We start from the raw sequence: 26,946 nt of genomic DNA on the forward strand, positions 1-26,946 counted from the left end.
GCGTGACGGACCGGTTACGGGAGCTGCTCGACAAGCAGGACATCTACGAGGTGCTGGCGCGCTATCTGCGCGCGGTCGACCGGGGTGACATCGCGGGCGTCGCCGCCTGCTACCTCCCCGGGGCCACCGAGGACCACGGCGGCGTGTTCAGCGGCAGCGCGGCGGACTACGTCGCGAGCGTCGCACCCGTGGTGACCCATCCGCGCGGCCGGACCATGCACTGCATGACCAACGTGCTGATCGAGCCGGGCGACGATCCCGACACCGCCCAGGCCGAGTCGTACGTGACGACGTTCACGCGGGTGCGCACGCCCGACGGTCCCGGCCACTCGTTCGTCGGCGCCCGCATCATCGACAGGTTCGAGCGCCGCGACGGCCGCTGGGGCATCGCGCACCGCACGCTCGTGTGGGAGTGGAGCCACGACGCGCCCGCCGCCGAGACGTGGATCTTCGGCATGCTCGCCCCGGACCCCGCCGTGCTCGTGCGCGGCGGCAAGCATCCGGACGACCCGGTGTACGGCGGAGCGGCGAAATGATCGAGCTGGCGGGCCGGGCCGCACTCGTCACCGGCGGGAACAGGGGCATCGGCAGGGCGTTCGTCGAGGAGTTGCTGGCCCGCGGGGCGGCCAGGGTCTACGCGGGCGCGCGCGACCCCGGCGACGTCGATCCCGCGCTCGTCGACGCCGGTGCCGTTCCGGTCCGGCTCGACGTCACCGACCTCGCCCAGGTGGCCGCGGCGGCCGGCACCTGCTCCGACGTGTCCGTGCTGATCAACAACGCCGGGCACTTCGCCAATCGGCGCCTGGTGCTGACCGACGACCCGGCGGCCGCCAGGACCGAGATGGAGGTCAACTTCTTCGGCACGCTCAACATGATCCGCGCGTTCGCACCGGTGCTCGCGGCCAACGGCGGCGGCGCCATCGCCAATGTGCTGTCCGTGGCGGGCATGGTGCCGACCCCGTTCATGGGCGGGTACTCGACGTCCAAGGCCGCCGCGCTGTGGCTCGGCACCATCGCCAGGGCCGAGCTGGAACCGCAGGGCACGCAGGTCACCTCACTGATCGTCGGCTCGGTCGACACCCGGATGGCCGCGCACGTGGACGGGCGCAAGGAGGACCCCCGTGACGTCGCGCGGGCCGGCCTGCGCGCGGTGGAACGCGGCGAGAACGTCGCCGACACCGACTGGATGGCCGTCGACGCCCGGGCGCGGATGGCCCGCGACCCCGGCCGCTACGAACGGCAGCTGGCGAAGCTGCTGCACGCGCCGACGTTGAGAACCGGACGATGAGCTCGCCCGAACTCGTCCAGGCGACCGTCGCGGTCCACGACCTCGCCGCCGCCGGGATCCGGGAACGGCTCGGGCTCGCCCCGGGCTTCGCCGACCCCGAGCTGGCCGCGTGGGAGATCGCGAACGAGGTGTTCACGCTCGGCGACACCTACCTGGAAGTCGTCGCCCCCTCCGGCCCCGGGTCCCGCCTGCACCGCTTCCTCGAGGGCGGAGCAGGCGGCTACCTGGTCGCCTTGCGCGTCCCGGACGCGGCGGCGCTCGCCGAGCGGTGTGCCGCGCTGGGCGTGCGGATCGTGCACCGGCAGGACCTCGCCGGAGCGGCGATCCTCCAGCTTCACCCCGGCGACCTCGGCGTCCTCGTCGAGGCGGACGAGATGCCGCCCGGGCGCGCCTGGCACTACGACACGTGGGACACGCCGGGCCGCTCACCGGACGCGCGGGCGGGCGACCTGGTCGCCGTGGACGTGGCCGTCGCCGATCCGGCCGCCATGGCGGTGACGTGGTCCCGCCTGTTCGGACTCCCCGTGGTGGACGAGGCGGTGGCAGGCGGCACCGCCGGGGGCCGGGCCGTGCGGGCCGGGCGTGGGCTGGTCAGGTTCGTCCCCGCGTCAGGCAGACGCGGCCTGGTCGCGCTGGACCTGCGCGCGCCCGAGGCCGGCGTGATCGAGACCGCCGGGCTGACCATCCGTCTCGTCCCTCATGAGATCACGGAAGGAGCCGCGTGACCATCCGCGTCGTCCAGTGGGCCACCGGAGCGATCGGCAAGACCTGCCTGCGGGCCGTGCTCGACTCCCCCGAACTCGAACTCGCCGGGCTCTTCGTCTACGGCGACCGCAAGGCGGGGCGCGACGCGGGCGACATCGCGCGCCGTCCCCGCACCGGGATCATCGCCACCCGCGACAGGGACGAGATCCTGGCCGTCCCCGCCGACGTGGTCGTGCACACGCCGCGGCTGCAGGTGCCGTACGAGACGCACGACGCCGACATCCTCGCGCTGCTGCGTTCCGGCAAGAACGTCATCACGACGGCGGGCAACCACTTCCCGCGCGCGCACGGCCGGGAGCGCGAGCAGATGTTCCTCGCCGCCTGCGCCGAAGGCGGCACCACGCTGTACGGCGTGGGCATCAGCCCCGGCGTCATCGGCGAACGGCTGGCCCTCGCCCTGTCCGGCGTCTGTCTCGACCTGGACCGGATCACCATCGACGAGGTGCTGGACGCCCGCCGGATGCCCGATCCGAACTTCGTGTTCGACGTGATGGGCATGGGCTCCGACCCCGCCGCGATCGACCTGCGCGAGGGCGAACTGCCCCGGCTGTACGGCCGGCTCTACACCGAGACGCTGGCGTTCATGGCCGAGCGGATGGGCCTCTCCGTCGACTCCTACGAGCCCGACCACCGCGTCGAGCCCGCCGTCCGCGACCTGGAGGTGGCGGCGGGGACCATCAGGAAGGGCACGGTCGCGGCCACCGAGTGGCGCTGGCACGCGCTGTCCGCCGGCCGGCGCGTTCTCACCCTGTCCATCGTCTGGACCATGGACCCGGCCATGCCGCGTTACGCCGGGCGCGACCACTGGACGGTGACCGTGACCGGCAGGCCGGGTCTCACCATGACGCTGAACCTGGTCGAGCCCGACGACCCGCTCAGCAGGACCACCGCCGCGCAGTTCGTCACCGCGGGGCCGGTCATCCGCGCGATCCGCGACGTCGTGGCGGCGCCGCCGGGCGTCTTCGAGCCGCCCGTCTTCGCGCCGTACACCTTCGCCTCCGACGGAGGCTCCCACGGCGCCTCCGACGGCACCTTTGACGACACCGCCACGAGCCCCACCGAGAAGACCGCCGCGAACACCACCCCCGAGGGGACATCGTGAACAGCGCACTCAGGACCGGCCCGGACGCCGGCTACGCCCTGCACGCAGACGGCACGCGCGTCGACCGGCTGGCCGACATCGTGCGCCGCCGCGCGGCGGCCACGCCGGATCTGCCCGCCGTCATCGAGCCCGGCAGGACCATCACCCACGCCGACCTCGACGCGCGTTCCAGCCGCGTCGCACAGGCCCTGCTCGCCGACGGCGTGCGGGCGACCGGATCGCCTACATCGGCGTCAACGCCGCCTCGTTCCTCGAGGTCCTGTACGGCGCGGCCAAGATCGGCGCGATCGCCACCGCGGTGAACAACCGGCTCGCCCCGCCGGAGGTGACGCGGATCCTCGCCGACGCGGAGCCCGCCGTGCTCGTGCTGGGCGCGGGCGACGGGCGTCTCACGTCCACGGCAGTGCCGTCCGTCGTCAGGGTCGTGACGGCCGAGCCCGTCGCGGGCGCGACGCCGTACGAGTCCTGGCTCGCCGGCCACCCGGCGACCGACCCGGGCGTGCGGCCCGATCCCGACGCGACCGCGGTGATCTTCTACACCTCGGGGACGACGGGACTGCCGAAGGGCATCATGCTGAGCGGCCGCAACCTCGGCCGGGCGCTGGCCACCATGCACTACGAGATCGACCTCGACGAGACGTCGGTGGCGATGGCGCCGATCCCCTACTTCCACATCTCGGGCTTCGGCCTGGCCCTGATCGCGGCCGTGAACGGGGCGGCCATCCTCCTGGAGCACGCGACCGCGCCCGAGGACCTGCGCGACCTCCTGATCACCCGCCGGGTGTCCCACGCGGTCCTGGTTCCGACGCTCATCCAGCGCCTGGTGTCGCTCGACGGCATCACCGGCCACGACTGGTCCGCGCTCAAATACGTGGTGTACGGCGCCTCGCCGATCCCGCTCCCGGTGATCGTCCGGGCGACCGAGACGATCGGCTGCCGGTTCCTGCAGAGCTACGGCCTGACCGAGTCGACGGGCGGCGTGACCGTGCTCAGCGCGGACGACCACCTGCCCGGCCCGGGCCAGGAGCGGCGGCTGCTGTCGGCGGGCAGGCCGATGCACGGCGTGCCGGTCCGGATCGTCGACCCCGCCGCCCTTCCCGGCGAGATGCGCGACCTGCCGCCCGGCGAACGCGGAGAGGTGCTCATCGGCGGCGGCCAGGTGATGACCGGCTACTGGCGCAACCCGGCCGCGACCGAGGCGGCCGTCCTCCCCGGCGGCTGGCTGCGCACCGGTGACGGCGGCTCGTTCGACGATGACGGCTACCTCTACCTGCACGACCGGCTCAAGGACATGATCGTCAGCGGTGGGGAGAACGTGTACCCGGCCGAGGTGGAGAGCGCGCTCACCGCGCATCCCTCGGTGGCCGAGGTCGCCGTGATCGGCGTGCCCTCGGAGCAGTGGGGCGAGGTGCCCCATGCCGTGGTCGTGCTCCGGCCGGGCGGCGAGCAGGTGACCGCCGAGGACCTCGTCGCCTTCGCGCGGAAGCGCCTGGCCCACTTCAAGTGCCCGCGGGGCGTCACGTTCGCCGGGGAACTGCCCCGCAACGCCAGCGGCAAGCTCCTGAAGAACCGCCTGCGCGAGGCCCACTCCTGACCCGGGCACGCGGGTCCCTCGATCACCGGATGTGATCTTCCCTCATACACAGGGTGCACCTGGCGTCCCAGATGTCACATACCGATCGCAAGGAGGTGTACAAGACATAAAGGGATCTTGTCAGGCATTCCACGCAGGGTGAGAGTTGCGCGCGATCGTCCCTTTTTCCGGTAATCCGGGAGGATTTGCGTGCTCGTTTCCCGTCGGCGAGGCGTCTCAGCCGCTCTCGCCCTCTCCGCCGCACTCGCAATGGTCGCGGGGGCCACATCGGCCCACGCGTCGACACAACCCAGAATCAAGGTCGAGCAAGGAGTGACCCAGCCGGTCTTCTCCTATGCCGACGCGATCCGCGAATACGTCTACGTCGAGTCGAGTGTCGACAGCGACGGCGACGGCGCGAACGACCGCGTTCGCGTCGACATCATCCGGCCCAAGGAGTCCGACCAGGGGCTCAAGGTTCCCGCGATCATCGACGAGAGCCCCTACTACGACAACTCGGGCCGGGGCAACGAGGCGGAGCGCAAGACCTACGACGCCGACGGCAACCCGCTCAAGTTCCCCCTGTTCTACGACAACTACTTCGTGCCGCGCGGCTACGCCGTGCTCAACGTGGACATGATCGGCACGACCAGGTCCGACGGATGCCCGGACATGGGCGGCAAGGCGGACGTCCTCGGCGGCAAGGCGGTCATCGACTGGCTGAACGGCCGGGCCAAGGCGTACGACGCCGACGGCGACCCCGTCAAGGCCGGCTGGAGCACCGGCAAGGCCGGGATGATCGGCAAGTCGTACGACGGCACGCTCGCCAACGCCGTGGCCGGAACGGGGGTCGAAGGGCTGGCCACCATCGTGCCGATCAACGCCATCAGCTCGTGGTACCGGTACCAGCGGATGAACGGCCTCGTATACAACTTCAACTACCCGTCCTATCTCACCAACGTCGTCGACACCGATCCGGACGCCAAGTGCGCGGCCGTGCGGACGGCGCTGGACGCGGCCGCCGGAGACGACACCGGCAACTACAACGCGTTCTGGCAGGAGCGCGACTACCTGCACGGGACGATCTCCGACGTACGGAAGGTCCGCGCCAGCGTCTTCGCGGTGCACACGCTCAACGACCTCAACGTCAAGACCGACAACCTCTCCACCTGGTGGGACGCGCTGGGCGACAGGAACGTCCCGCGCAAGATCTGGCTCGGGCAGTACGAGCACGTGGACCCGTTCGACTATCGCCGCGACGTGTGGGTCGACACGCTGCACCGCTGGTTCGACTACTGGCTGCAGGGCGTGAAGAACGGCATCATGCACGAGCCGCGTGCCGACATCCAGGCGGGTCCCGACACCTGGATCACGCAGAAGGACTGGCCGGCCCCGCACACGGACAAGGTCGCACTGCGCCCGGCCGCCGACGGCACCCTCGGCCTCGCCAAGGCCGACAAGGGCACGACGGCCACGTTCACCGACCTCAGGCAGTCGGAGAACGCCATGACCGCCGACGTGGGAACCCCCGCGGCCGGACGCGCCGCGTTCACGACCGGCGAGCTCCCCGCCGACCTGCGGATGTCCGGCACCCCCGAGGTCTCTCTGAAGGTCACGCTCGACAAGCCGACCTCCAACCTCACCGCGCTGCTCGTCGACTTCGGCGAGGAGGCCCGGGTGGACTGGCGGTCCGGAGGCGGCATCACGACCAACACCGACGAGACCTGTTACGGCGAGAGCACCGAAGCCGACGACGCCTGCTACCGGACGACCACCACGAGGGTGGCGACCCGGCCGCTGGAGATCGTGGCCCGCGGCTGGATCGACGTGCAGAACCGCGACTCGCTGACGACGTCGTCCCCCCTGCCTGCCGGGGAGTCTGGCACCGTCACGTGGGACACCCTGCCGCAGGACTACACCTTCAAGCAGGGCCACCGGCTGGGCGTGATCCTCGCGGGCACCGACTCCAGCTACGTCCGTGACGCGGCCACCGGGGCCGCGGTCACGGTCGACCTGTCCAAGAGCAGGATCACGCTGCCGTTGGTGAGCGACAGGCCGGGCGGCCCCGGTTTCGGCGGCAAGCACGGCTGGCACGGCCCCGCCAGGGTGGACCTGCCGACCCCGCAGGCACGCCTGTTCTGATCCCCTGATCCCGTCTCGACACGGCGGAGCCCGGCCTCCCGGGCTCCGCCGTACGGGCGGGGGCGCCTGGTCCCCGAGCGCCGCTCAGGCCGGGCGTTCCACCACGACGTCGGTTCCGCGCAGCGGCGCCGCGCAGGCGTCACAGGTCAGCTGAGCCTGGAAGGCCCGGCCGCAGCCGCGGTGGGTGTAGACGAGGGCGGGACCCTCCTCCGCCTGGAACCATCGCTGGCCCCAGTCGATCGTGGTGATCACCACGGGGAAGAAGGCGCGGCCCTTCTCGGTCAGGTGGTAGCCGGGCCAGTCGGCCCGCTCCTCGCTCGGCGTCTGCTCGAAGACGCCGAGGTCGCAGAAGGAGCGCAGCCGCTCGGCGACGATCGTCGGCGGCGCGCCCAGCCGCTGCTCGAAGTCGCGGAACCGGTGCAGCCCCTGGAACGCCGCACCCAGGATGGCCGCCGACCAGCGGTTGCCGATCAGGGCCATGGTCTGGGGGAACATCCCCGCGCCGCCCTCCGACGTGGACCCGGATCGACGGCGGGTCGTCGCGGCCGGGACCGACCGCTCCCAGGTCCCGCTCGGGCCGAAGCCGCCGGTGACGTCGCGCGGGCGCACCGGCTCCCCGCACGCGGCGCACGCCAGGATGGGCAGGAACTCCTTGCCGCACGTCCGGTGAATCATGCGCGGCAGCGACTCGACGTGTTCGGGCACCCACGCCGACTCCCAGGCCCAGATGGTCAGCAGCACCGGCCACAGGTCGCGCCCCCGCTTGGTCAGCCGGTACTCGAACCGCCTGCCCTGGGCCTCGTCACCCACCTTCTCCAGGATGGCCATCGCGGTGAGCGAGGCGAGCCTGCGTGTGAGCACGGCGTGCGAGATGGGCATCGCCTTGCGCCACTCGCCGTACCTGCGCACCCCCATCAGCGCATACCGGAGGATGAGCAGGTTCCACTCGTCGCCGACGAGCCCCAGGGTGAGGCCGACGGCGTTGGCGTGGCCGGCGGGCAGCCGGGTCGGCCGATCCGGTGGATGGACGAGCACGTGCGTCTCCGTCTGTGTGCGGTCCGGGCCGCCGTCGACGCGCCGCCCCACCCCCTGTGCCGTCATCGGAGCCCCCCGCGCCCGCATCAGAGCCGCAGGGCCCGGACCGGTGAGTCGGCCTCCCGCCAGCCGGGGATGGAGTCCCCCGACGCCCAGGTGGCGTGCGTTCCGCTGGAGACGCGCTCCGGCAGCCTGATCCTCGCCACCGGACCGTCGGCCACCCGCGCCGCGTCGAAGATCAGACACTCGGATCGATCTTCGTTCATGTCGGTCGTCAGCGTAACAAGGTAGCCGTCGTCCTCGGCGGAGGCGCCCGTGCGCGGCGCCATCGCGGGCTCGCTGCCGTACACGCCCTCGGGCAGGCGGAAGCGCTCCTCGCCCCCGGTGACGAGGTCGTGCCGGACCAGGCCGTCGAACAGGAACCAGCCCCTGGTCCCCGTGGCCGCGTAGGCGTACCGGTAGTTCAGGCCGCCGTAGGCGTTGTTGACCACGCCGAACTCGGTGATCGAGTCGGTCAGGCGCTCCTCGCGGCACCGCCCGGTCACCAGGTTCAGCCGCCAGCGGTGGAGCGTCGTCCGCATCCGGTCCAGCGCGAGGAAGCGGAACATGCGCTGGTAGTGGCCGCCCTCGCCGGTGTCCTTCGGCTCGGGGTCGCCCTGGAAGAACCCGTCCAGGACGATCTCGTCGCCCTCCTCGTACGCGTTGACCCAGTGCAGCACGTACGTCGGGTCCGCCTCGAACCACCGCACCTGCGAGGAGTCGCCCTTTCGCGGGATGACGCCGAGGCGCGTCGGCAACTCCGGGTGGAAGCGGGCCGCGTAGATGCCCCGCGCCATCAGCTCCGGCTCCCAGAACAGCGGGCAGTCGTTGAGGATCGCGTAGTTCTCGGTGAAGGCCATGTCGTGCGGCAGGCGCGGCCCGGGCAACGGGATGTCCACGTAGTGGCTGAGCCGGTCGTCCGCCCCGACGACGCCGTAGTGCATGTACGGCTCGTCCGTGCCGTAGTTGAAGAACAGCAGTTCGCCGGTGCGGGGGTCGACCTTGGTGTGCGCGGAGACGCCGCAGTCGTAGGGGAAGCCGCCGCCCCAGTCGGCCTTGCCGAGCGTCTCCAGCGTGAGCGGGTCGAGCCGGTAGAGGTCGCCGCACTGGTAGAAGCTGGTCAGGGCGACCCCCGCGTGCACGACGACGTCGGTGCTCGAGGCGTCCTTCATCCGGCCGCGCGCGCCCCAGCCGTCCTCGCGAGGGGACTTCGCGGGCCGCTCGGCGATGCCCGCCCACAGCGGCTTGCCCGCCTCGGCCTCGGCGAGGAGGCCGTCGGTGCGCACGAACCTGTTGCGGTAGAACGCCTTGCCGTCCCGGAAGCCCACCACGTGGACCATGCCGTCGCCGTCGAACGGGTGGTAGCGCTCCAGCGCGGGGTGCACCGGGTTCTCGGTGTTGCGCAGGTAGACGCCGTCGAGGTCGGCGGGGATCTCGCCGACCACCTCCAGGTCGTCGGCGCGCCATTCCGTGGTCTGCGGCCGCCACGGCCCGGTGCGGTACGGATGATCGTCATCCTCCGGCAGGGTCGACAGGACCCTTCCGACGACGTCGACGTCCACGGCCTTCTCCCTCGCTCAGTCGGCGCCGACGACGAAGCTGACCGTCGTCGTCGTGCTGCCGCCGATGTTGAGCGTGCCGAACCGGCGCGCCCCCTCCACCTGGTAGTCCCCCGCCCGGCCGGTCACCTGACGCGCGGCGTCGAGCACCATCCGGACGCCGGTCGCGCCGACGGGGTGGCCGCCGCCGATGAGCCCGCCGCTCGGGTTCACGGGGATGCGCCCGCCGATCTCCAGGTCGCCGCTCTCGATCGCCTTCCAGCTCTCGCCCGGGCCCGTGATGCCGAAGTGGTCGATGGCCGCGTACTCCGACATGGTGAAGCAGTCGTGGGTCTCGATGCCGTCGAGGGCGTCCACGTCCGCGATCCCGGCCCGGGCGAACGCGTCGAGCACCGCCCGCCGCACGTGCGGCAGCACGTACGGATCGTTCGCGCTGCGCTCCAGCTTCTGCGCCAGCGGCAGGCCGACCGTGCGGTGACCCCATCCGAGGACCCGGGCGAGCGGCTCGCGCGCGAGGTCGGGTCTACTCGCCAGGAACCGCTCGCCGACCAGCACGACGCCGGCGCCGCCGTCGGTGATCTGGCTGCAGTCCGTACGGCGGAGCCGTCCTTCGACGATCGGATTGGCCGTGTCGTCGGCCTGGAAGCTCGCCTCGGTGAAGGTCCAGCCGCGCGTCTGCGCGTTGGGGTTGGCCCGGGCGTTGCGGAAGTTCAGCTCGGCCACCGCACGCAGGTGGGAGTCGTCGAGGCCGTACCTGCGGTCGTACTCGTCGGCGAGGGCGCTGAACATGTACGGCCACATGAACCGGGCGTCCTCGCCCTCGTGCGCGACCCAGGCGGCCGCCCCGAGGTGACCGGCGGCTTCGTCACCGGAGACCGTGCGCTCCAGTTCGAGACCGAGCACGAGGGCGCAGTCGTAGCGGCCGGCCTCGATGTCCGCCATCGCGGCGAGGACGGCGACGCCTCCCGACGCGCAGGCGGCCTCGTGCCGCGCCGCGGGGGTCTCCCAGAGCTCGGGGACGACCGTCGCCGGCATGCCGCCGAGTTGCCCCTGGCCGGTGAAGAGCTGGCCGAAGGCGTTGCCGACGTGGATCACGTCGACGTCTTCGGGTGCGAGGCGCGCGTCCTCCAGCGTGCCGCGCACCACCTGACCGGCGAGCTCGTCGAACCCGTCACCGGCTCTGGACCAGTTGCGCGCGTAGTCGGTCTGGAATCCGCCGAGGATCCATACGGCTTCCGGCATGGCCGCACCTCCCTGCCCTCTCCCGTTCTTACTACAACAATGAGAGTATCCCGTCAACGAGAGGACCTTGCCGGGCCGGGGTGCCGACACTACATTTATGAGAGTCAGCTTCGGGCGGCAGAGAGGCGCGACCGTGTCCGACGTCTACGTGCTGGAGTATGTGCGGACCCCTCGCGGCAAGGGCTCCCCCCGCGGTTCCCTCCACCACCGCAGCCCCGTCGACCTCGTCGCCACCCTGCAGCAGGCGATCGTCGAGCGCACCGGGCTCGACCCCGCGGCCGTTGAGGACGTGGTGGTGGGATCGGCCTCCCAGGTCGACGAGCAGGGCGCCAACCTGGCCCGCACCGCGACCCTCCTCGCCGGGTGGGGCGACGGCGTCCCCGGCGGCACGGTCAACCGTTTCTGCGCCTCCGGCATCGACGCCGTCGCCCAGACCGCCGCGCGGATCCGCTCGGGCGACCTCGGTCTCGCCGTCGCCGGAGGCGTCGAGAGCGTCTCGCGCGTCCCGATGTTCAGCGACCGCGGCCCGCTGTGGTCGGATCCGGAGACCGTCAAGCGGGTCGGTTCGATCCACATGGGCGTCGCCGCCGACCTGAACGCGACCCTCGACGGCCGGCGGCGCGACGAGCTCGACGCCTACGCGGTGGAGACCCACGCGAAGGCCGCCGCCGCGTGGGACCGCGGCGACTACGCCCGCTCGGTCGTCCCGGTGCCGCGCGCCGACGGCACGGTCTTCGACCGCGACGAGCTGATCAGGCCCGGCACCACCGCCGAGACGCTGGCCACGCTGCCGCCCGCCTTCGAGGAGCTGGGCGCGGCCGGCCAGGACGCCCTCGCGGTCGCCGCTCACCCCGAGGTGGGCGCCATCGACCACCTGCACACGGTGGGCACCTCCCCCGCCCTCGCCGACGGGGCGGCGCTCGTCGTCCTGGGCACGGAGGAGCAGGCGCGCCGCCACGGCCTGCGGCCGCGTGCCCGTGTGGTCGCGTCCGCGACCGCCGCCGTCGACCCCGTCATCATGCTGACGGCGGGTCAGACCGCGGTCGAGAAGGTCATCGCCAGGGCGGGCCTCGAGCCGTCCGACATCGACGTGTTCGAGTTCGCCGAGGCGTTCTCCGCGCTCTGCCTGCGGCTGCGCCGCGACCTCGGGCCCGGCCCCGACCGGCTCAACCCGGCCGGAGGGACGATCGCCATGGGCCACGCCTTCGGCGCCACGGGGACCATCATGGTCGGCGGCTGCGCGGACGCGCTCGACAGGCTCGGCGGCAGGTACGGCGTCGCCGCCGTCAGCGGGGCGGCCGGACTCGGCGTCGCCGTCCTGATCGAGCGGGTGCCCGCGTGAGCTCGCTCGACGGGCGCGTCGTCGTCGTCACCGGCGGAGGCCGCGGGCTGGGCCGGGCGTTCGCCCTGCACCTGGCGGGTCTCGGGGCGCGGCTGGTGGTCAACAACCGCAACCGGGTGGTCGACGAGAACGGGCTCGGCCCGGCCGACCACGTGGTCGAGGCGATCCGGTCCGCCGGCGGCGAGGCGGTCGCCGAGCACGGCGACGTGGCCGACCCCGCGACCGCGCGCCGGCTGGTCGAGCTGGCGACCGGCACCTGGGGACGGATCGACGCCTGCGTGACCAGCGCGGCCGTCAGCGGGCCCGCGATGTTCCACAAGTCCGCGCCGGAGGCGTTCGAGGCTGTCATCCGGACGAACGTCCTCGGCACCGCCCAGGTCGCCGCGGCGTGCTCGGCCGTCATGCGCGAGCAACGGCACGGCCGCATCGTCATGGTGGCCTCCACCGCCGGGCTGCACGGCGAGCCCGCCGTGTCCGCGTACGCCGCGAGCAAGGGCGCCGTCATCGCCCTCGGCCGCACCGTCGCCGCGGAGGGCGCGCCGCGCGGCGTGCACACCAACGTGCTCCTTCCCTACGCCCTGACGCAGATGACCGAGAACGGCATGGCGGGCGAACATCGCAGCCTGATGGACCCCGCGGCGGTCGCCCCCATGGTGGCGGCGCTGTGCGACCCGTCCTGCGAGCTCAACGGCGAGGTGATCGTCGCGGCGGGGAACGGGCTGCGGGCCGCCGACGCGGTCGAGTGGGGCACCGTGCCCGCGTCCTTCTCCGGTCCCGAGGATCTGGCCGGACTGCTCGGTCTCAGCCGCGAGGGCCCGGTCCACCGGTACACCAACGCCCGGGACGGGTTCCTGGACTTCGCCGCGGAGATGACCCGATGACGGGACTGCTGATCAACCTGCTCGTGACGGCGGCCGCCGTCGTCGTCACCATGCTGGCCACCATGGCGTACGCGCTGCGGACCGGCGCCCAGAGCATCGTCGACACCGTCTGGGGTCTCGGCTTCGTGGTGGTCGCGGCGGTGAGTTTCGTCACGTCGCAACTGCTCGGGGACGGGCTCGACGCACGCCGGGTGCTCGTGCTGGTCCTGACCGCCCTCTGGGGGGTTCGGCTCGGGACCCACATCCACACGCGGAACCGGGGCAAGGGCGAGGACCCGCGCTACGCCGCGCTGATGCGCAAGAACACCGGGCCCGTCGTCCCCTATGTGATCAGGACGATCTACTGGCCGCAGGGCGCCATCATGTGGGTCGTGTCGCTGCCCGTCCAGGTCGCGATGTACGAGACGGCGCCGCTCGGGGTCGTCACCTGGATAGGCGTCGCCCTCTGGGTCGTCGGCCTACTCTTCGAGAGCATCGGCGACCTGCAGCTCTCCCGGTTCAGGGCCGACCCCGCCAACCGGGGGAAGGTCATGGACCGCGGTCTGTGGGCGTGGACCCGCCACCCCAACTACTTCGGAGACGCGACCGTGTGGTGGGGCCTGTCCCTCGTCGCGTGCGCGCACTGGGCCGCCCTGCTCACCGTCGTCTCGCCGCTCCTCATGACCCACATGCTGGTCAACCGCAGCGGCAAGGCACTCCTCGAGCGCCGGATGGCCCGTTCGCGCGGCCCCGAGTACGCCGACTACCTGGCCAGGACGAGCGGGTTCCTCCCCCGCCCGCCTCGCAGGAGCGGCGCTACGCCGTGACCGCGGGCAGGCGGCGGGCGCGGACCGTCTTGTTGTGGTCCCAGACGAGCGGGTTGACGTCATCGGCCGGGGTGTCCGCCGGGACTCCGGCGAGCACCTCCCGCCGTGAGACGCGGGCCACCGAGACCCTCTGCCGGTAGTCGCCGAACACCTGCACCTCGCCGGCGCTCCAGCGACCGGGTTCGTCGCCGCTGCCGAGGTAGGTGTAGTCCATGCCCTTGTACAGGAAGTCACCGACCCTGGCCACGTCGACGGCCCACTCACGCAGCACGGCGGGCGATCCCCGGAAGGTCAGCAGGCCGCCGACGCGGTCGATCGCGACTCCGTACGGATCGGCGGCCGGCCGCCAGACGTGCGGGGAGCCGGGGCGCCACGCGCGCATCTCGGCGACGGCGGGATCGAGGCCCCAGGTGTGCCAGCGGACCGTGCCGTCCGGCGTCGCGGGTGTGGCGAGCCGGCGGCGAAGCGACGTGGCCGCCCTGGCCGGCAGAGTCGTCAGGTGGGAGGGGACCAGCGCGATCGGGTCGGCCGGCTCCGCGTCGAACGGGTTGGCATCGAGATGCGGCGGGCCGATGACGACCAGAGTGCCGGGCCGGCGCTGGTAGGAGAGCCCCCACAGCAGCCTGCCCAGCAACCGGGCTCCGTGGATGTCGGACAGGATGTGCCAGGTCTCGTGGTACCGGTTCGTGGAGTAGCGGGCTCCGGCGCCGGGCCGCAGGGTGATGACGTTGTAGTCGCGCCCGTCGGCGTGCATCACCCGGCGATGAAGCTTGAGCCGGTCAGCGCCGTCTCGGGCCGACGACGGTCTCGGGTTACGCCCCGCCACGTTCCACCGTCACTGCTCCCCTGTCCCGCCGTACGAATCGATCATGGTGTCCATGGAAGCGCCTCACGCGTTCCCGGCACAATCGAATTTCGGGAAGGGTCCCGGGTCAGGCGGCCGTTCCGCCGTCGCCCTCGCCGCAACACGCGACGGCGGGACCGCCGAGCGAGGTGTCCTGCGACGGGATGCCGGGATCTCTGAGCGGGATGGCCGCGGGCGGCACATCCGCGACGACGGGGGTCGTGTCCCGCGCGAGGACCGCGGGAACGGATAAGAGGGGGATCGTCCTGATCAGCAGCGCGCCGAAGCCGAACTGGAACGTGGCCTCGCCCTGGAGGAGGAAGCCGTCGTCCTGCAGCACGTAGACGGCCGCGATGACTCCTCCCACGAGCTGGACCAGCAGGAACACGCTGCCGAACGCGTCGCCGTGCGCCCACGCGAGGAGCCGTACGGCGAGCGTCAACTGCAGGGCGAACAGCGCCGCCCCCAGCAGCCGGTGCGTCCAGTCGACCGCCCCGCTCAGCGTGTAGGGGGTGAGAATGATCCCCGCGAGCAGCAGCGCGAACGCGTCGGCCGCGTGCCTCACCTGTCCGGGCGACGGCGAAGCGGCCGCCGAGTCGTGTAAGGCCCGTCGTGTGAACAACGCCGCAGCGAGGAGTCCGACCGCGTACGGCAGGAACGTCACCCAGTGAACGCCGTAGTAGCTCATTCCGTTGTTCGCCCCGAGGCCCTCGGGCATCAGCGCGACGCAGAGCAACAACCCAACCAGCAGGCAGACCTGGCCCTTGACCAGGTCACCCATGACCCTGTCCCGCATCGGGCGGTGCGCCTCCCCTCTCTGCCGGCAGGTGACATCCTCGATGAGGATCAGCGGGCACGTCGAGGGCCCCGCATCACGCTTCTAGCGTTCTCCGAACGGGAATAAGATCCGCTCGTCTGCGTTTAGGTGGTTGAAATTTCAACAACAAGGAGACTGGTGAGCACGATGCAGTTCGGAATCTTCTCCGTCGGCGACGTCACCCCTGACCCGACCACGGGCAGGACGCCGAGCGAGCACGAGCGAATCAAGGCGATGGTGGCCATCGCCCTCAAGGCGGAGGAGGTGGGCCTGGACGTCTTCGCGACCGGCGAGCACCACAACCCGCCCTTCGTCCCGTCCTCACCGACCACCATGCTGGGGTACGTCGCGGCGCGGACCGAACGCCTGATCCTCTCGACGGCGACGACGCTGATCACCACGAGCGACCCGGTGAAGATCGCCGAAGACTTCGCGATGTTGCAGCACCTGGCCGACGGCCGGGTCGACCTGATGATGGGCCGCGGCAACACCGGCCCGGTCTATCCCTGGTTCGGCCAGGACATCCGCCAGGGCATCCCGCTCGCGATCGAGAACTACGCCCTTCTCCACCAGTTGTGGCGCAATGACGTGGTCGACTGGGAGGGACGGTTCCGCACCCCGCTGCAGGGCTTCACCTCGACGCCGCGGCCGCTCGACGGCGTGCCGCCGTTCGTCTGGCACGGCTCGATCCGCAGCCCGGAGATCGCGGAGCAGGCCGCCTACTACGGCGACGGCTTCTTCCACAACAACATCTTCTGGCCCATGGAGCACACGCAGCAGATGATCCGCCTCTATCGGCAGCGCTACGCCCACTACGGGCACGGCACCCCGGAGCAGGCCATCGTCGGCCTCGGCGGGCAGGTGTTCATGCGCAAGAACTCGCAGGACGCCGTGCGCGAGTTCCGGCCCTACTTCGACAACGCCCCCGTCTACGGCCACGGGCCCTCGCTGGAGGACTTCACCGAGCAGACCCCCCTCACGGTGGGAAGCCCGCAGGAGGTCATCGACAGGACGCTGGCCTTCCGGGAGTATTTCGGCGACTACCAGCGCCAGCTCTTCCTGATGGACCATGCGGGACTGCCCCTCAAGACCGTGCTGGAGCAGCTCGACCTCCTCGGCGAGGAGGTCGTGCCCGTGCTCCGCAAGGAGTTCGCCGTCGGCCGGCCGAGCAACGTGCCGGACGCCCCCACCCACGCGTCCCTCGTCGCCCGGCGCGACGCCGAGGAGAGCGTCCCCGCAGGCGCCGAATCCTGACCCCTGAAGGAACGAACATGGAGAAGAACGACAAGCCCCTGAAGATAGTGGCCGTCTCCGCCGGCCTCAGCCAGCCGTCGTCGACTCGTCTGCTCGCCGACCGGCTGGCCGAGGCGACCCGGCGGCGCCTGGCCGAGGAGCGAGCGGTCGAGGTCCGTGTCGTGGAGTTGCGCGACCTGGCCACCGACGTCGCGAAGAACATGGTGACCGGGTTCCCCGGACCCGCGTTGCGTGAAGTGATCGAGGCCGTGACGGAGGCGGACGGCCTGATCGCGGTGACCCCCATCTTCACCGCCTCCTACAGCGGGCTCTTCAAGTCGTTCTTCGACGTGATCGAGAACGACGCGCTCGCGGGCAAGCCCGTCCTCATCGGGGCCACCGGCGGTACGGCCAGGCATTCGCTCGCCCTCGAGCACGCCCTGCGCCCGATGTTCGTCTACCTTCGGGCGCTCGTCATGCCGACGGCCGTGTACGCGGCGTCGGAGGACTGGGGAGGCGGCGGGGACGCCCACACGGACGGCCTCGCCGTCCGGATCGACCGCGCGGCCGGGGAACTGGCCGACCTGCTGCTGCACCGGCCCCCGGCGGCCAGGCAGGCGGAAACGGTGGTCCCGTTCGCGGAGCAGCTGGCCGCGCTGCGCCCCTGACGGGATGGACCGGGTCGGCTCCACGCGGCCCGGTCCCGGCCATCAGGCCTCGGACGATCGGGCGGCTCGGGCCCGCCCCGTCCCACGCCCGGTCTCAGGCCTCGGACGGCGTGCCGAGCAGGGCCAGCCACTGCTGGAGCAGCGCGGTCTCCGCGGAGGTGAGGTCGGCCGGGGGCGTGTCACGCAACTGCGCGCTGAGAGTGGTCGCGGTCACCGGGACACCGGGCGCTCCGGAGGCCGAGCCCTGCGCCCCGTCGCCGGCTCCCGTGGCCCCGTCGACCGTGATGAACGCGATGACGGCGTCACGGACCAGCCGGGAGAACTCCGAGTCGGTGTAAATGGCGGGGCGGGAAACCAGGGACAGCGCGACTCCCGCGTTGGCGGACATCACCATCTGGGCCGCCACCTCCGGCGAGATCCGGAGCCTGCCCGCCGCCGCGCACCGCTCGAGCACCGCCACCAGCAGCGCGTGCGCCTCGGCGGCGGCGCCCGGCGGGGCCGACAGGCCCGGCGAGTAGATCAGCCGGTAGTAGTTCGGGTTCTCGACCGCGAACGCCACATGGTTGTCCCAGCCGTCGCGGAGGTCCTGGACGGGGTCGGCCGACGGCCGGGCCGCCCGCTTGCTCGCCAGATACTGCTCGAAGCCGTAGTCGACGACCGCGGTCAGCAGTCCCTCCTTGTCGCCGAACTGCCGGTAGAGCGCCGGCGCTCCGACCCCTGCGGCCTCGCAGACCGCCCGGGTCGAGATGTCCGCCTCCGCCGACTCGGAGAGCAGAGTCGCGGCGGCCTGAAGTATCCGCGTTTTCACATCCATGGTAACGATGTTAGCTCATTCGGCGCGGCCGTCGAAGACCGCCAGCAACCTGCGGCGCTCGTCTTCGGACAGGTCGGCGATGTGCCGCTTCTCATCGACGCCGCTCGACGCCATGAGGGAGTCGATCCTTTCCGGCAGATACCCCGGGAGAAGACGGACAATCCGGCCGACGACCACATGCCCGGTGGTCTGGTCGTGCCGTTCGAGCACGTCACCCAGGCTCAGCTTCCCTGACGTCACGGCCTCACGCAGCTCTGTGCGGTTGAGTGGATGGGTGCCGGTCCCCGCCGTCACCCCGGGAACCCGGTCGAGCAGCCCGGTCCGCACGGCGCCCGGACCACCTGTCAGGGCGGGCGGCGCCGCGTGGGCGTGCGCAACGGCCGCGTCGGGCAACCCGGCCAGGGAGTGCCGGAAGAGCGGGGCCGCCTGCTCGGGCTCCCCCTCGCCGTGGAGGCTGTGCGCCGTGACGATGACGACCCCCACGGTGGTGGCCGCCATGGCCGCGATCGTGAGCTGACGCCTGGAGAGCCGGCCGTCCCGCTGGTTTCTCGCGGCGAGCTTCATGCCCACCACCGCGGTGCGGAGCAGCACGCCCATGACCATGCTCAGCAGGATCGGCACGAGCCAGCCGGGCATCGGGGCGACGGTGGCCATCAGCACTCCGATCGCGGGGCTCGCACAGGCGACCACCAGCCAGGGTGCGACACGCTGTCTGGCCAGATCGAGGAGGGCGGCAAGCGCGAGCCCCTCGCTCGCGGAGTGGATCGTCAGCGCCACGATCACGACGGCCGACGCGGTGAGCCCGAGGGTCGCGCCCTCGATCGCACGGTGGAGCGTGAGCGCGGCGGCGGTCCCCATGCCCCCGAACAGCGCCGCGTCGACCGCCTGCTTCACCCGGCGATGGCGCCCCGGCGCGTGCAGCGCGCCCGGAGCCACGTCGGACGGGCAGGCGCACCCCCTCCGCGTGAAGTACGTGATGACGAGGAAGCCGAACGAGCCGGACAACACGAGCGTCCAGAGGGGGACTCCGGCCTCCATGGCCTCCGACCACGCGTCGGGCAGCAGGTCGACCAGTGCCGTGACCAGCATCATCGCCGAGGCGACCGCCAGCCACAGACTCAACCGCCGGGTGTTGCGCCGGGCCAGCCACGCACCGGCCAGGGTCGCGGCGCAGACCAGGGCCACCGCGGCCCAGGACTCCTTCCTGCCCGGAATCGCCTCCAGCACCGGCGCGACGGTGCCCACCCAATCCGTTAGCGGCATCGCTGAGATCTCCTGTCGATCTGCTCGTCGTGCTCGTCCTGTTCGGTCCGACCGGCCTGCCCGTCTCGCCCGGCCTCTTCCTTCCACCCGGCGTGCTCGGCCGGGCGGCCGTGCCGATCACCGTGCCGATCACTGTGCCGATCACCGTCCCGCTCGCTGTCGCACGGGACGTCCCACTCGGTCGTGGATCTCATCCGAGGGCTCGCCCGTTGGCGCCGGGATGGGACTGCTCGCCCGCCGTGAGGCCGCTCACCAGGGGTGCGGTGTCGCCGTCACGCTCGCCGTCGGCGTCGTCCGAGGCGGCGTGCTGCGCGAGAATCGGCGGGGCGCCGCAGGGGTCGGGGAGTTCGTCGAGCAGCCCGTGGAGCCGGCCCATCTCGCTGTCCACGATCTCCCGCAGCCGCGTGCCGAGGTCGGCCACGAAGGCGTGCAGTCCTTCCACCCGCCGCTCGAGGACGTCCCGATGGGACTCCCTCGCCTCCCGCTGCAGCAGGGCCGCCCGGCCCAGCGCGTCGCTCTCCACCGTCTCGGCCTGCTCCTGCGCCCTGGCCAGGATCGCGTGCGCCTCCTCCTGGGCCATGGCCAAGGTCCGGTCGGCGGCCTCCTGGGCGATCTCGACGATCCGGACCGCGCTGTCGCCGGGTGACATCACCGCCCGCTGGATGTTCTGCTCCGCCTGGTCCTGCCGGGCCCTGAGCTCCTCGTTGTCCCGCAGGACGCGGCTCAGGGTGGTCTCGACCTGCCCGAGGAAGCGGTCCACCTCGGCCAGGTCGTATCCCTCACGCAGGCGGACGACCGTGAAGACCTGGTTGCGCACGGCCGCCGGGCTCAGCAGGCCCCTCGCTCCGTGTGGATCCGAGCCGGCCCGCACGGCCGAGCCGTTCTCGGCCACATCGACCGCGGAGTGACCGTGTCCATGTCCTTCGCCCATGACCTACCTCACCGAGCCTTTCGAGATATCCCTGCGCGCACTGCGAGCCGCCGCGGCATGGAGGATCCGCACGGAGGCGATCCGCTTGGCGATTGCCACGATGTCTCCCTTCGACGGCATCGCCTCCCCCAGCGGGAGCCCGGCGAGTCGGCCCGGTGCTGCGGAGCCGGCCTGCGATGCTTACTGAAAGTAGTTCTCCAGTTACTTATCGTTTACACATCTGAGCGATCAATCAATGGTTCTTGGCCCTTCTGAAGGACCATCGGGTGAGACACGGAACGCGATCGACCCGCTACGGTGCGCCTTGACAGTGACCGCCACCGGCCTAAACTCGCACGCATGAATAGACGTTCACACGTCATGCGGACGACCTCCCGCTCACGCCCGGCGCCGCCACCCGCCGCCGCACGAGCGCGCGGAGCCCGCCGGGCGGAGGGGACGGCTCAGATCTCGCGCCGGCCACGACGAGAGGGCCGGGCATGATCGACCGTGACAGCCAGCACGAACACGGCCACGGGCATGGGCATGGGCATGGGCATGGTCACGGCCACGGCCACGGCCACGGGCACGGGCACGGGCACACGGTGGGCGTCGACGCCGACAGGCGTCTCCTCGGCGCCGCGCTTGCGCTCATCGTCGCCTTCATGGCCGCCGAGGTGGTCGTCGGCCTCGTCGCCCGGTCACTCGCGCTGATCTCGGACGCGGGCCACATGCTCACCGACGCCATCGCGATCGTCTTCGCACTGATCGCGATGAGAGTCGCCGCCCGGCCGCCACAGGGCGGCTTCACCTACGGCCTCAAGCGCGCCGAGATCGTCTCCGCGCAGATCAACGGCATCACGCTGCTCCTGCTGGGGGCGTACTTCGTGGTCGAGGGCGTCCGGCGGCTGATCGCGCCCGCCGAGGTCGAGGGCGCCTACGTGGTGGCCACAGGCGTGGCCGGGATCGTCGTCAACCTCGCCGCCACGTGGCTGCTCAACCGGGCCGACCGGAGCAGCCTCAACGTCGAGGGCGCCTTCCAGCACATCCTCAACGACCTGTACGCCTTCATCGCCACCACGGTCGCCGGCGCGGTCGTCTGGCTCACCGGCTGGGGAAGGGCCGACGCCCTGGCCGCCCTCGTCGTCGCGGCGCTGATGCTGAAGGCGGGCTGGGGCCTGGTCCGCGCGTCCGGGCGGATCTTCATGGAGGCCGCCCCCGCGGGGTTCGACCCGGCCGAGATCGGCCGCAGGACCGCCGCGCTGGAGCACGTGGCCGAGGTCCACGACCTGCACATCTGGGAGGTCACCTCGGGATATCCCGCGATGTCGGCGCACATCCTGGTGGCCCCCGGAGCGGACTGTCACAGCGTCCGGCAGGCCGCCGAGCGGCTGGTCCGCGACGAATGGGGAATCGCGCACACCACCCTCCAGGTGGATCACGCCGCCCCGGAGGTGCTGGCCCTGGGCCGCGCGAAGCCCGGCCACTGCGCCGTTCCCCGGCAGGCCGGCGCGGCGATCACCACATCTGCTCCTTCCGCACCCGCCCCTTCCGCACTCGACGGCCTCACCGACTCCAGCCATCACGCCCGGCGGCAGGGGCCGGGCACGAAGCGGACGGCGGCTGACCATCCGAGTCCGCTCCCCGGAGGCAGCCCCTGCCAGGACAAAACTCGGCAATAAACCAGTTGCTCCCCATATCAGGACTTTCGCCACTTTTTCGGCTGATGCGCCTCTCGCAAAGATGGATGCTGAGGGCAAGTAAACCGAAGGAGGCGATCCCGGTGATCACAGCGCGAGAGATCATGCATCCTGGGGTCGAATGCGTGGGTGAGCACCAGACGCTCCGAGCCGCCGCTCTGCTCATGCGCGACCTGAACGTGGGCGCCCTTCCGATCTGTGGTGACGACGACCGGCTGCACGGCATCCTCACCGATCGGGACATCGTGACCAAGTGCGTCGCGGTCGGCGGCGACCCGGCGACGACGACCGCGGGCCAGCTCGCGCAGGGCAAGCCCGTCACGATCCCGGCGGACGCGGATGCCGCCCAGGTGCTCCAGACGATGGAGGCCAGCCAGATCCGCCGCCTGCCCGTGATCGACGACCACCGGCTCGTCGGCCTGATCACTGAGGCCGATCTGGCCCGCCACCTGCCCGAGGAAGAGGTCGGGCACTTCGTGGAGTCCATCTGCGCGACCCAGTGAGCCTCGGCCGCCGGGGGGATCACCTCCCCTTCAGGCGGCTCCGATGGCGGAGAAGGACCATCCCGTGGCCTGGTGGAGCGCGGACGACGGTAGCGCCGCCCGTGCGTCGCGGAGGGCCTCGGCGAGCCCGTGCCCGTTCTTCAGCGCCCGGTGGAGGGCGACCATGAGCGGGACCACGGCCTCGTCGTGCACGGGGACCGAGCTGGCCACGATGCCCGCGGTGCCGAGGGGAAGGAGCGCGGCCGCGAGGCCGAGCAGCTCGTCCGCTCCCACCGGTTCGAGCGTGCCCGAGTCGCAGCTCGACAGGATGATCCGGTAGGGGGCGCTCCTGAGCCGTTCGAGGTCGTGCACGATCAGCGGGCCGTCGTCCATCTGCAACGAGGAGAACATCGGGCTGTCGGCGCGGAAGGTCCCGTGCGCCGCGATGTGGGCGATGCGGCAGCCGTCGATCTCCTTCAGCACGGCGTCGCCGCCGGCCCCGCCGTTCTCCAGCACGGTCGCCCCGCCGTACAGGCCCGCCAGGACCGGCACCTCCGCACCGCCGGTCGCGAGCCCGGGACCGCGGACGAGGACCACCCGGTCCCCGCGCGGCTCGATCCGGCGGGCGCGGAGCCACGTGCTCGCGGACGGCGACACGCTCAGCACGCGCTCCCGCAGTGCGGGCAGCAGTGCCCACGGCACGCCGTGAAGCGGCCCGGGCGGCACGACGACGACCGGGCCCTCCCCCAGATGTCGTACGGCGGGGCCGAGCAGGAGCTCCTGCAGCCGCAGCCCTGCCTCCTCGAGTAGCGCGACCCGTCCGCCCCGCCCCTGGTAGGCGAGCCTGCGCAGGGCAGCGCGCACATGCTCGGCCTCGGTCTCCGCGTCGGCGGCCCTCCCCGCCTGGAAGGCGCGGACCCTGGCGTTCCCGCAGAGCAGGACGTGCAGCCGGCCGTCGAGCGCGACGATCTCGACGAGCCGCCGGTCGCCGAGCTCGGAGAGCAGGGCCGCGACGTCCACCCGGTGGTCGGGGGCGGTTCCTTCGCTCCGCATCCGCAGGCTGCGCGCGCGGATGTCCCGCTCCAGGCGCTCCTGCTCCCTGCGCAACCACGGCACGGGCCTGCCGTCCGATCTGGCGGCCTCCACCCGGCTGGAGATCTCGCGGAACGCCGTCAGGTCCCGCTGCAACTCGGGATCGTCCGGCGGCCGTGCGGGCGGGACGGCGAGCGCGGCGGCGCGCCTGCGCTCGCTCCAGACGAGAAGCCGCCGCGGGTCGTCCGCGGTCGCCCGCTGCGCGAGCGTCGCGAGCTCGGCTCCGCGCGCGGTCACCCGGGCGCGCAGCTCCGGCGCTCCGAGCGTCATGCGGTGTTCGTCGAGCAGTTCGAGCCCCCGCCTGCAGGCGTCGAGCAGCCCTCGCCTCCGGCCTGCCGCGGCGGCCAGCAGCGCCTGGGCGACCCAGCCGTCGACTCGCGCGAAGGCCGGTCCCCGCCACCTCGCCTTCGCGGCGACGGAGAGGTGCGTGCCGGCGTCGGCCCCGCGGCCGAGGGCGGTGGCCGTACGGCCGGCCAGCAGGAACCCCTGGGCGGCCTCCGGCGACCCGAGCGCGGTGAGCCGCTCGGCGACGGAGACCGCCTCCCGCAGGAGCGTCTCCGACGCCTGTCCGGCGGCGAGGCGGGCCTGGACGCGCACGAGCCGCGCGTGGACCTCCCACCATTCACGCCGCTGCGCGGAGAACGAGCGCACCGCGGCGTCGGCCCTGACCGCGGCCTCCTCGGGATCGCCTGAGTCGTTCAGCGCCCGCGCGGCGACGAGCATGAGCTCGGCTCTCCGGGTGGTCTGGCCGCCCAGCCGGTCGAGCAGTTCCGTCGCCGCGTCCGCCTCCTGGGCCGCCTCCCGCGCGAGCCCGGCCGCGAGCAGCGCCCCGCAGCGGGAGCCGGCCAGGACGAACGCGGGCGTCCCGAGCGCGGCGTAGCGCCGCGCCGCCTCGTCGAAGTGGCCGAGCGCCGCGGGTAGGTCGCCTGCGCGGAACGCGGCGAGCCCGCGGTTCTCCACGGCGACGGCCTTGTCGTGCTCCTGATCGGTGGCGTCCCACAGGCGCTCGGCGGCGGCGAAGTCGGCCTGTGCCCACTCGGCGGCGCCCATGGCCAGGTTGACGGTGGCGCGCAGGGTCAGCGCCCGCGCGCTCCAGATGACATCGCCGGCCCGCTTCAGAATGGGGATGGCGCGCCGCAGGTCCTCCAGCGCCTCGCGGTGGCGGCCGAGCACCCACAACGCGTACGACCGGCGGAACAGCACGCGGGCGAGCGTGACCCCCGTCCCGCGCGCCACCCCCTCGTCCAGGGTGCTCAGTCCCCGTCTCGTACGGCCGGCGTGTACGTATGCGGCGCCGAGGGTGGCGAGCACGTCGGCCTCGCGCTCGGCGGAGCCGGACCTCGCCGCGAGGCGCCGCGCGCGGCGCAGATGGGCGAGCCCGGCCGTGAGATCGCCGAAGTCGCGCTGCCATATGCCGATCACCTGGTGAGCGACGGAGGCCTCGTACGGCCCCCGCTCGGCGTCGAGCAGCGCGCGTGCCCGTTCGAGGGCCTCCCCCGGTCGCGCGAACACCAGGGGCAGCAGGTCCAGCGGATCCGGTCCGGACGGTCGCCCCGATGATCTTCCCGCGACCACGGCTCGATGTTAGACATGGAGTGACCGGCACGTCCACCCTCCGTACATGTCGCGGATGTATCAGGCCGCCGGTCCGCGGCTCTCGTTCATGACGACCACGACATCCGGCTTCAGCGAGGAGCGGCCCCATGGCGCCGAACAGGTTCAGAGAGCAGTTCGAGGTGATACGGCGGGCGTTCGCGGACGACCCCGTCGATCCCGTCCAGGTGACGATGAACGAGCCGGAAGGGCTCGTGTACGAGAAGACCCACATCATCACGCGAGGCGACGACGTCGAGCAGGTTCTCACCCTGCTGAACGAGAGACTCCCCCGCAGCCGCCGCCGGATGATCCGGAACGCGGCGGATCCGGACACACAGCCGTCCGACACCTATCGCATCCAGGTCGGGGACCCCGCGGAGGAGACCGACGACGACGGCGGCGTGACCGAGGCGCTGAACGAGCTGCGCGCCGAGCGCAGCGCCCACGGGTCCTCACTGGCCACCATGAACCACGTCGTCAGCATCACCAACGTGAACTGCTGCCCCGCCGACGAGCCCGACACCGTCCGGGCGACCGGCGAGGAGGCGCTGAACCCGGGCATCGCCCCCCGGATCGACTCCGAGGAGACCGTCGAGATCCTGGTGATCGACACCGGGCTCGTGAGCGACTACCGGAAGCACTCGTGGATCGCCGCCGGCACCGGCGAGCCCGCCGTCCCGGATTTCTTCGTCGGCGGCAGGCCGCGGGCCGGCGGGTCGTTGCCGGACATCGACGTCGGCGGTGCGTTCAAGCCGCAGGAGACGTCGCCCGACGGGACGCTCCTCCAGTACGTCGGGCACGGCACGTTCATCCTCGGCCTGATCCGGGCCGTGGCGCCCACGGCGAGTGTGTACGTCCACAACGCGCTCCGGGGCGCCAAGGCGGGGGCCATCCTGGAGAACGACCTGGGCAACGTCCTGTTCGGCGTCATCGCGGAGCGCGGCTGGCCCGACATCCTCAGCCTGTCCGCCGGCACGGGGACGGCCGACCAGGCGGCGCTCAAGGGCCTCGAGCACTTCATGGAGCGGCTGCGCCAGACCAGGACCCTGCTGGTCGCCGCGGCCGGGAACGACGGCCTGGACAGGAGGTTCCACCCCGCGGCGTACGCGGGCGACCGTGACTTCCGCGACGCGGTCGTGTCGGTCGGCGCGCTGCGCAACGACGGGGACGCCAAGGGCGCCTGCTTCACCAACTACGGGCCGTGGGTCCGCGTGTACGCCCCCGGTGAGCGCCTCACCAGCGCCCTCACGGGGGTCGGCGAAGGCGTGCCGTACGTGTACCAGCACTCGACCTTCGACTGCTGCCGCTATCTCCCGGCCGAGGACGCCTACGAGGACTGCATCTGTCAGCTCCCCGGCCACACCGGCGTTCTCAGCACCGATCCGCCGGTGGGGAGCCGCACTGAGTTCACCGGCCTCGCGCGGTGGAGCGGCACGTCGTTCGCCACGCCCATCGTCGCCGCCATGATCGCCAACCACATGCTCTGGAGCGGCGAGCGCAACCCGAGGGAGGCGGCGAAGGACCTGCTCGCCACACGTCACAGCCACGCGAAGGTGCGCGGGCGGGACGCCCTCGCGCTGATCCCCGAAACCTGGCGCCCCTTCGACTACACCCCCACCTCGTAGCGGGCCGGACGCTTCCGGCGAAGGGAGGGATCCGTGGACTCCGACGGCGACCGACTCGAAGGCGCCCTGTCCCGGGCCATGGAGTTCATGGATCCCCTGCCCTCCTCACTCATCCCTCCGGCTCTGGC

At 72.0% G+C, this 26,946-nt stretch carries 24 protein-coding genes; 15 read left to right on the forward strand and 9 right to left on the reverse strand.

Annotation, left to right across the window (positions count from 1 at the left end; translation table 11 throughout):
• Window positions 1–2: 2 nt before the first annotated feature.
• From Pph01_RS09635 to Pph01_RS09660, 7 genes are all read left to right on the forward strand, one after another.
• Complete coding sequence (locus Pph01_RS09635) at window positions 3–536, forward strand: nuclear transport factor 2 family protein (protein ID WP_204072654.1); 534 nt, start codon at window positions 3–5, stop codon at window positions 534–536.
• Window positions 533–1,288 carry an SDR family oxidoreductase gene (locus Pph01_RS09640; protein ID WP_204072655.1) on the forward strand — a complete coding sequence of 252 codons (756 nt, stop codon included), beginning with the start codon at window positions 533–535 and terminating at the stop codon, window positions 1,286–1,288. The genes Pph01_RS09635 and Pph01_RS09640 overlap by 4 nt, the downstream gene beginning before the upstream one ends.
• Window positions 1,285–2,013 carry a VOC family protein gene (locus Pph01_RS09645; protein WP_204072656.1) on the forward strand — a complete coding sequence of 243 codons (729 nt, stop codon included), beginning with the start codon at window positions 1,285–1,287 and terminating at the stop codon, window positions 2,011–2,013. Before Pph01_RS09640 ends, Pph01_RS09645 begins: the two co-directional genes overlap by 4 nt.
• Window positions 2,010–3,155 (forward strand): NAD(P)H-dependent amine dehydrogenase family protein, encoded by a 1,146-nt coding sequence (locus Pph01_RS09650; RefSeq protein ID WP_204072657.1) that lies wholly within the window; start codon window positions 2,010–2,012, stop codon window positions 3,153–3,155. The genes Pph01_RS09645 and Pph01_RS09650 overlap by 4 nt, the downstream gene beginning before the upstream one ends.
• On the forward strand, window positions 3,152–3,457 hold the full coding sequence (locus Pph01_RS42700; protein ID WP_239116560.1) for a hypothetical protein: 306 nt from the start codon (window positions 3,152–3,154) through the stop codon (window positions 3,455–3,457). The genes Pph01_RS09650 and Pph01_RS42700 overlap by 4 nt, the downstream gene beginning before the upstream one ends.
• Window positions 3,415–4,749, forward strand: coding sequence for an AMP-binding protein (locus Pph01_RS09655; RefSeq protein ID WP_239116558.1), 1,335 nt, complete (start codon window positions 3,415–3,417; stop codon window positions 4,747–4,749). Before Pph01_RS42700 ends, Pph01_RS09655 begins: the two co-directional genes overlap by 43 nt.
• A gap of 249 nt (window positions 4,750–4,998) precedes the next feature.
• Window positions 4,999–6,870 (forward strand): Xaa-Pro dipeptidyl-peptidase, encoded by a 1,872-nt coding sequence (locus Pph01_RS09660; protein WP_204072729.1) that lies wholly within the window; start codon window positions 4,999–5,001, stop codon window positions 6,868–6,870.
• 84 nt (window positions 6,871–6,954) lie between these two features.
• Here the strand turns inward: Pph01_RS09660 and Pph01_RS09665 are convergent, their stop codons facing one another.
• Genes Pph01_RS09665 through Pph01_RS09675 form a run of 3 tightly spaced genes read right to left on the reverse strand, consistent with a single transcriptional unit; the run spans window position 6,955 to window position 10,745 of the window.
• On the reverse strand, window positions 6,955–7,971 hold the full coding sequence (locus tag Pph01_RS09665; RefSeq protein ID WP_204072659.1) for a winged helix-turn-helix transcriptional regulator: 1,017 nt from the start codon (window positions 7,969–7,971) through the stop codon (window positions 6,955–6,957).
• Between the two features lie 20 nt (window positions 7,972–7,991).
• Window positions 7,992–9,506, reverse strand: a complete 1,515-nt coding sequence (locus Pph01_RS09670; protein ID WP_204072660.1) for a carotenoid oxygenase family protein — start codon at window positions 9,504–9,506, stop codon at window positions 7,992–7,994.
• 15 nt (window positions 9,507–9,521) lie between these two features.
• The gene (locus tag Pph01_RS09675) at window positions 9,522–10,745 is read right to left on the reverse strand and encodes an acetyl-CoA acetyltransferase (protein ID WP_204072661.1); all 1,224 of its coding nucleotides are present in this window, start codon (window positions 10,743–10,745) and stop codon (window positions 9,522–9,524) included.
• Between the two features lie 97 nt (window positions 10,746–10,842).
• On the opposite strand from Pph01_RS09675, the gene Pph01_RS09680 reads away from it, so the two are divergent.
• Genes Pph01_RS09680 through Pph01_RS09690 form a run of 3 tightly spaced genes read left to right on the forward strand, consistent with a single transcriptional unit; the run spans window position 10,843 to window position 13,774 of the window.
• A complete protein-coding gene (locus Pph01_RS09680) occupies window positions 10,843–12,087 on the forward strand; it encodes an acetyl-CoA C-acyltransferase (RefSeq protein ID WP_204072662.1) in 1,245 nt (414 codons plus the stop codon).
• Entirely contained in the window at window positions 12,084–12,968 is an 885-nt protein-coding gene (locus Pph01_RS09685; protein ID WP_204072663.1) for an SDR family NAD(P)-dependent oxidoreductase, read from the forward strand. Before Pph01_RS09680 ends, Pph01_RS09685 begins: the two co-directional genes overlap by 4 nt.
• Window positions 12,965–13,774 carry a DUF1295 domain-containing protein gene (locus tag Pph01_RS09690; protein ID WP_204072664.1) on the forward strand — a complete coding sequence of 270 codons (810 nt, stop codon included), beginning with the start codon at window positions 12,965–12,967 and terminating at the stop codon, window positions 13,772–13,774. The genes Pph01_RS09685 and Pph01_RS09690 overlap by 4 nt, the downstream gene beginning before the upstream one ends.
• Here the strand turns inward: Pph01_RS09690 and Pph01_RS09695 are convergent.
• Window positions 13,764–14,528, reverse strand: coding sequence for a hypothetical protein (locus Pph01_RS09695; RefSeq protein WP_204072665.1), 765 nt, complete (start codon window positions 14,526–14,528; stop codon window positions 13,764–13,766). The genes Pph01_RS09690 and Pph01_RS09695 overlap by 11 nt on opposite strands.
• A 178-nt stretch (window positions 14,529–14,706) precedes the next feature.
• Window positions 14,707–15,414, reverse strand: a complete 708-nt coding sequence (locus Pph01_RS09700) for a hypothetical protein (protein ID WP_204072666.1) — start codon at window positions 15,412–15,414, stop codon at window positions 14,707–14,709.
• A gap of 168 nt (window positions 15,415–15,582) precedes the next feature.
• Here Pph01_RS09700 and Pph01_RS09705 point away from each other — a divergent pair, with 168 nt between their 5' ends.
• Together Pph01_RS09705 and Pph01_RS09710 are read left to right on the forward strand one after the other, a co-directional pair.
• Entirely contained in the window at window positions 15,583–16,689 is a 1,107-nt protein-coding gene (locus Pph01_RS09705) for an LLM class flavin-dependent oxidoreductase (RefSeq protein ID WP_204072730.1), read from the forward strand.
• A gap of 17 nt (window positions 16,690–16,706) precedes the next feature.
• A complete protein-coding gene (locus tag Pph01_RS09710) occupies window positions 16,707–17,336 on the forward strand; it encodes an FMN reductase (RefSeq protein ID WP_204072667.1) in 630 nt (209 codons plus the stop codon).
• Between the two features lie 94 nt (window positions 17,337–17,430).
• On the opposite strand, the gene Pph01_RS09715 is transcribed toward Pph01_RS09710, so the two are convergent.
• The 3 genes from Pph01_RS09715 to Pph01_RS09725 form a co-directional block, all read right to left on the reverse strand.
• On the reverse strand, window positions 17,431–18,150 hold the full coding sequence (locus Pph01_RS09715) for a TetR/AcrR family transcriptional regulator (protein ID WP_204072668.1): 720 nt from the start codon (window positions 18,148–18,150) through the stop codon (window positions 17,431–17,433).
• Between the two features lie 15 nt (window positions 18,151–18,165).
• Window positions 18,166–19,413: a ZIP family metal transporter gene (locus tag Pph01_RS09720; protein WP_204072669.1), complete on the reverse strand. Its 1,248-nt coding sequence runs from the start codon at window positions 19,411–19,413 to the stop codon at window positions 18,166–18,168.
• Window positions 19,414–19,603: 190 nt separating this feature from the next.
• The gene (locus Pph01_RS09725) at window positions 19,604–20,344 is read right to left on the reverse strand and encodes a DivIVA domain-containing protein (protein WP_204072670.1); all 741 of its coding nucleotides are present in this window, start codon (window positions 20,342–20,344) and stop codon (window positions 19,604–19,606) included.
• A gap of 479 nt (window positions 20,345–20,823) precedes the next feature.
• Between Pph01_RS09725 and Pph01_RS09730 the strand changes: the two genes are divergently transcribed.
• Both Pph01_RS09730 and Pph01_RS09735 read left to right on the forward strand, forming a co-directional pair.
• Entirely contained in the window at window positions 20,824–22,005 is a 1,182-nt protein-coding gene (locus Pph01_RS09730) for a cation diffusion facilitator family transporter (protein ID WP_204072671.1), read from the forward strand.
• Window positions 22,006–22,106: 101 nt separating this feature from the next.
• Entirely contained in the window at window positions 22,107–22,526 is a 420-nt protein-coding gene (locus Pph01_RS09735; protein WP_204072672.1) for a CBS domain-containing protein, read from the forward strand.
• Between the two features lie 30 nt (window positions 22,527–22,556).
• On the opposite strand, the gene Pph01_RS09740 is transcribed toward Pph01_RS09735, so the two are convergent.
• Entirely contained in the window at window positions 22,557–25,172 is a 2,616-nt protein-coding gene (locus Pph01_RS09740) for a CHAT domain-containing protein (protein WP_204072673.1), read from the reverse strand.
• A gap of 128 nt (window positions 25,173–25,300) precedes the next feature.
• On the opposite strand from Pph01_RS09740, the gene Pph01_RS09745 reads away from it, so the two are divergent.
• Window positions 25,301–26,818 (forward strand): S8 family peptidase, encoded by a 1,518-nt coding sequence (locus Pph01_RS09745; RefSeq protein WP_204072674.1) that lies wholly within the window; start codon window positions 25,301–25,303, stop codon window positions 26,816–26,818.
• The last annotated feature ends 128 nt before the right edge of the window (window positions 26,819–26,946 follow it).

The organism is Planotetraspora phitsanulokensis, assembly GCF_016863295.1.
Taxonomy (GTDB): Bacteria; Actinomycetota; Actinomycetes; order Streptosporangiales; family Streptosporangiaceae; genus Planotetraspora; species Planotetraspora phitsanulokensis.

Coding starts and splice junctions, on each gene's coding strand:
- Pph01_RS09665 (WP_204072659.1), bottom strand. CDS start 7,971: ATGACGGCACAGGGGGTGGGGCGGCGCGTCGACGGCGGCCCGGACCGC.
- Pph01_RS09675 (WP_204072661.1), bottom strand. CDS start 10,745: ATGCCGGAAGCCGTATGGATCCTCGGCGGATTCCAGACCGACTACGCG.
- Pph01_RS09695 (WP_204072665.1), bottom strand. CDS start 14,528: ATGCACGCCGACGGGCGCGACTACAACGTCATCACCCTGCGGCCCGGC.
- Pph01_RS09720 (WP_204072669.1), bottom strand. CDS start 19,413: ATGCCGCTAACGGATTGGGTGGGCACCGTCGCGCCGGTGCTGGAGGCG.
- Pph01_RS09660 (WP_204072729.1), top strand. CDS start 4,999: ATGGTCGCGGGGGCCACATCGGCCCACGCGTCGACACAACCCAGAATC.
- Pph01_RS09690 (WP_204072664.1), top strand. CDS start 12,965: ATGACGGGACTGCTGATCAACCTGCTCGTGACGGCGGCCGCCGTCGTC.
- Pph01_RS09645 (WP_204072656.1), top strand. CDS start 1,285: ATGAGCTCGCCCGAACTCGTCCAGGCGACCGTCGCGGTCCACGACCTC.
- Pph01_RS09730 (WP_204072671.1), top strand. CDS start 20,824: ATGATCGACCGTGACAGCCAGCACGAACACGGCCACGGGCATGGGCAT.
- Pph01_RS09700 (WP_204072666.1), bottom strand. CDS start 15,414: ATGCGGGACAGGGTCATGGGTGACCTGGTCAAGGGCCAGGTCTGCCTG.
- Pph01_RS09640 (WP_204072655.1), top strand. CDS start 533: ATGATCGAGCTGGCGGGCCGGGCCGCACTCGTCACCGGCGGGAACAGG.
- Pph01_RS09715 (WP_204072668.1), bottom strand. CDS start 18,150: ATGGATGTGAAAACGCGGATACTTCAGGCCGCCGCGACTCTGCTCTCC.
- Pph01_RS09680 (WP_204072662.1), top strand. CDS start 10,843: ATGAGAGTCAGCTTCGGGCGGCAGAGAGGCGCGACCGTGTCCGACGTC.
- Pph01_RS09745 (WP_204072674.1), top strand. CDS start 25,301: ATGGCGCCGAACAGGTTCAGAGAGCAGTTCGAGGTGATACGGCGGGCG.
- Pph01_RS09710 (WP_204072667.1), top strand. CDS start 16,707: ATGGAGAAGAACGACAAGCCCCTGAAGATAGTGGCCGTCTCCGCCGGC.
- Pph01_RS09725 (WP_204072670.1), bottom strand. CDS start 20,344: ATGGGCGAAGGACATGGACACGGTCACTCCGCGGTCGATGTGGCCGAG.
- Pph01_RS09705 (WP_204072730.1), top strand. CDS start 15,583: ATGCAGTTCGGAATCTTCTCCGTCGGCGACGTCACCCCTGACCCGACC.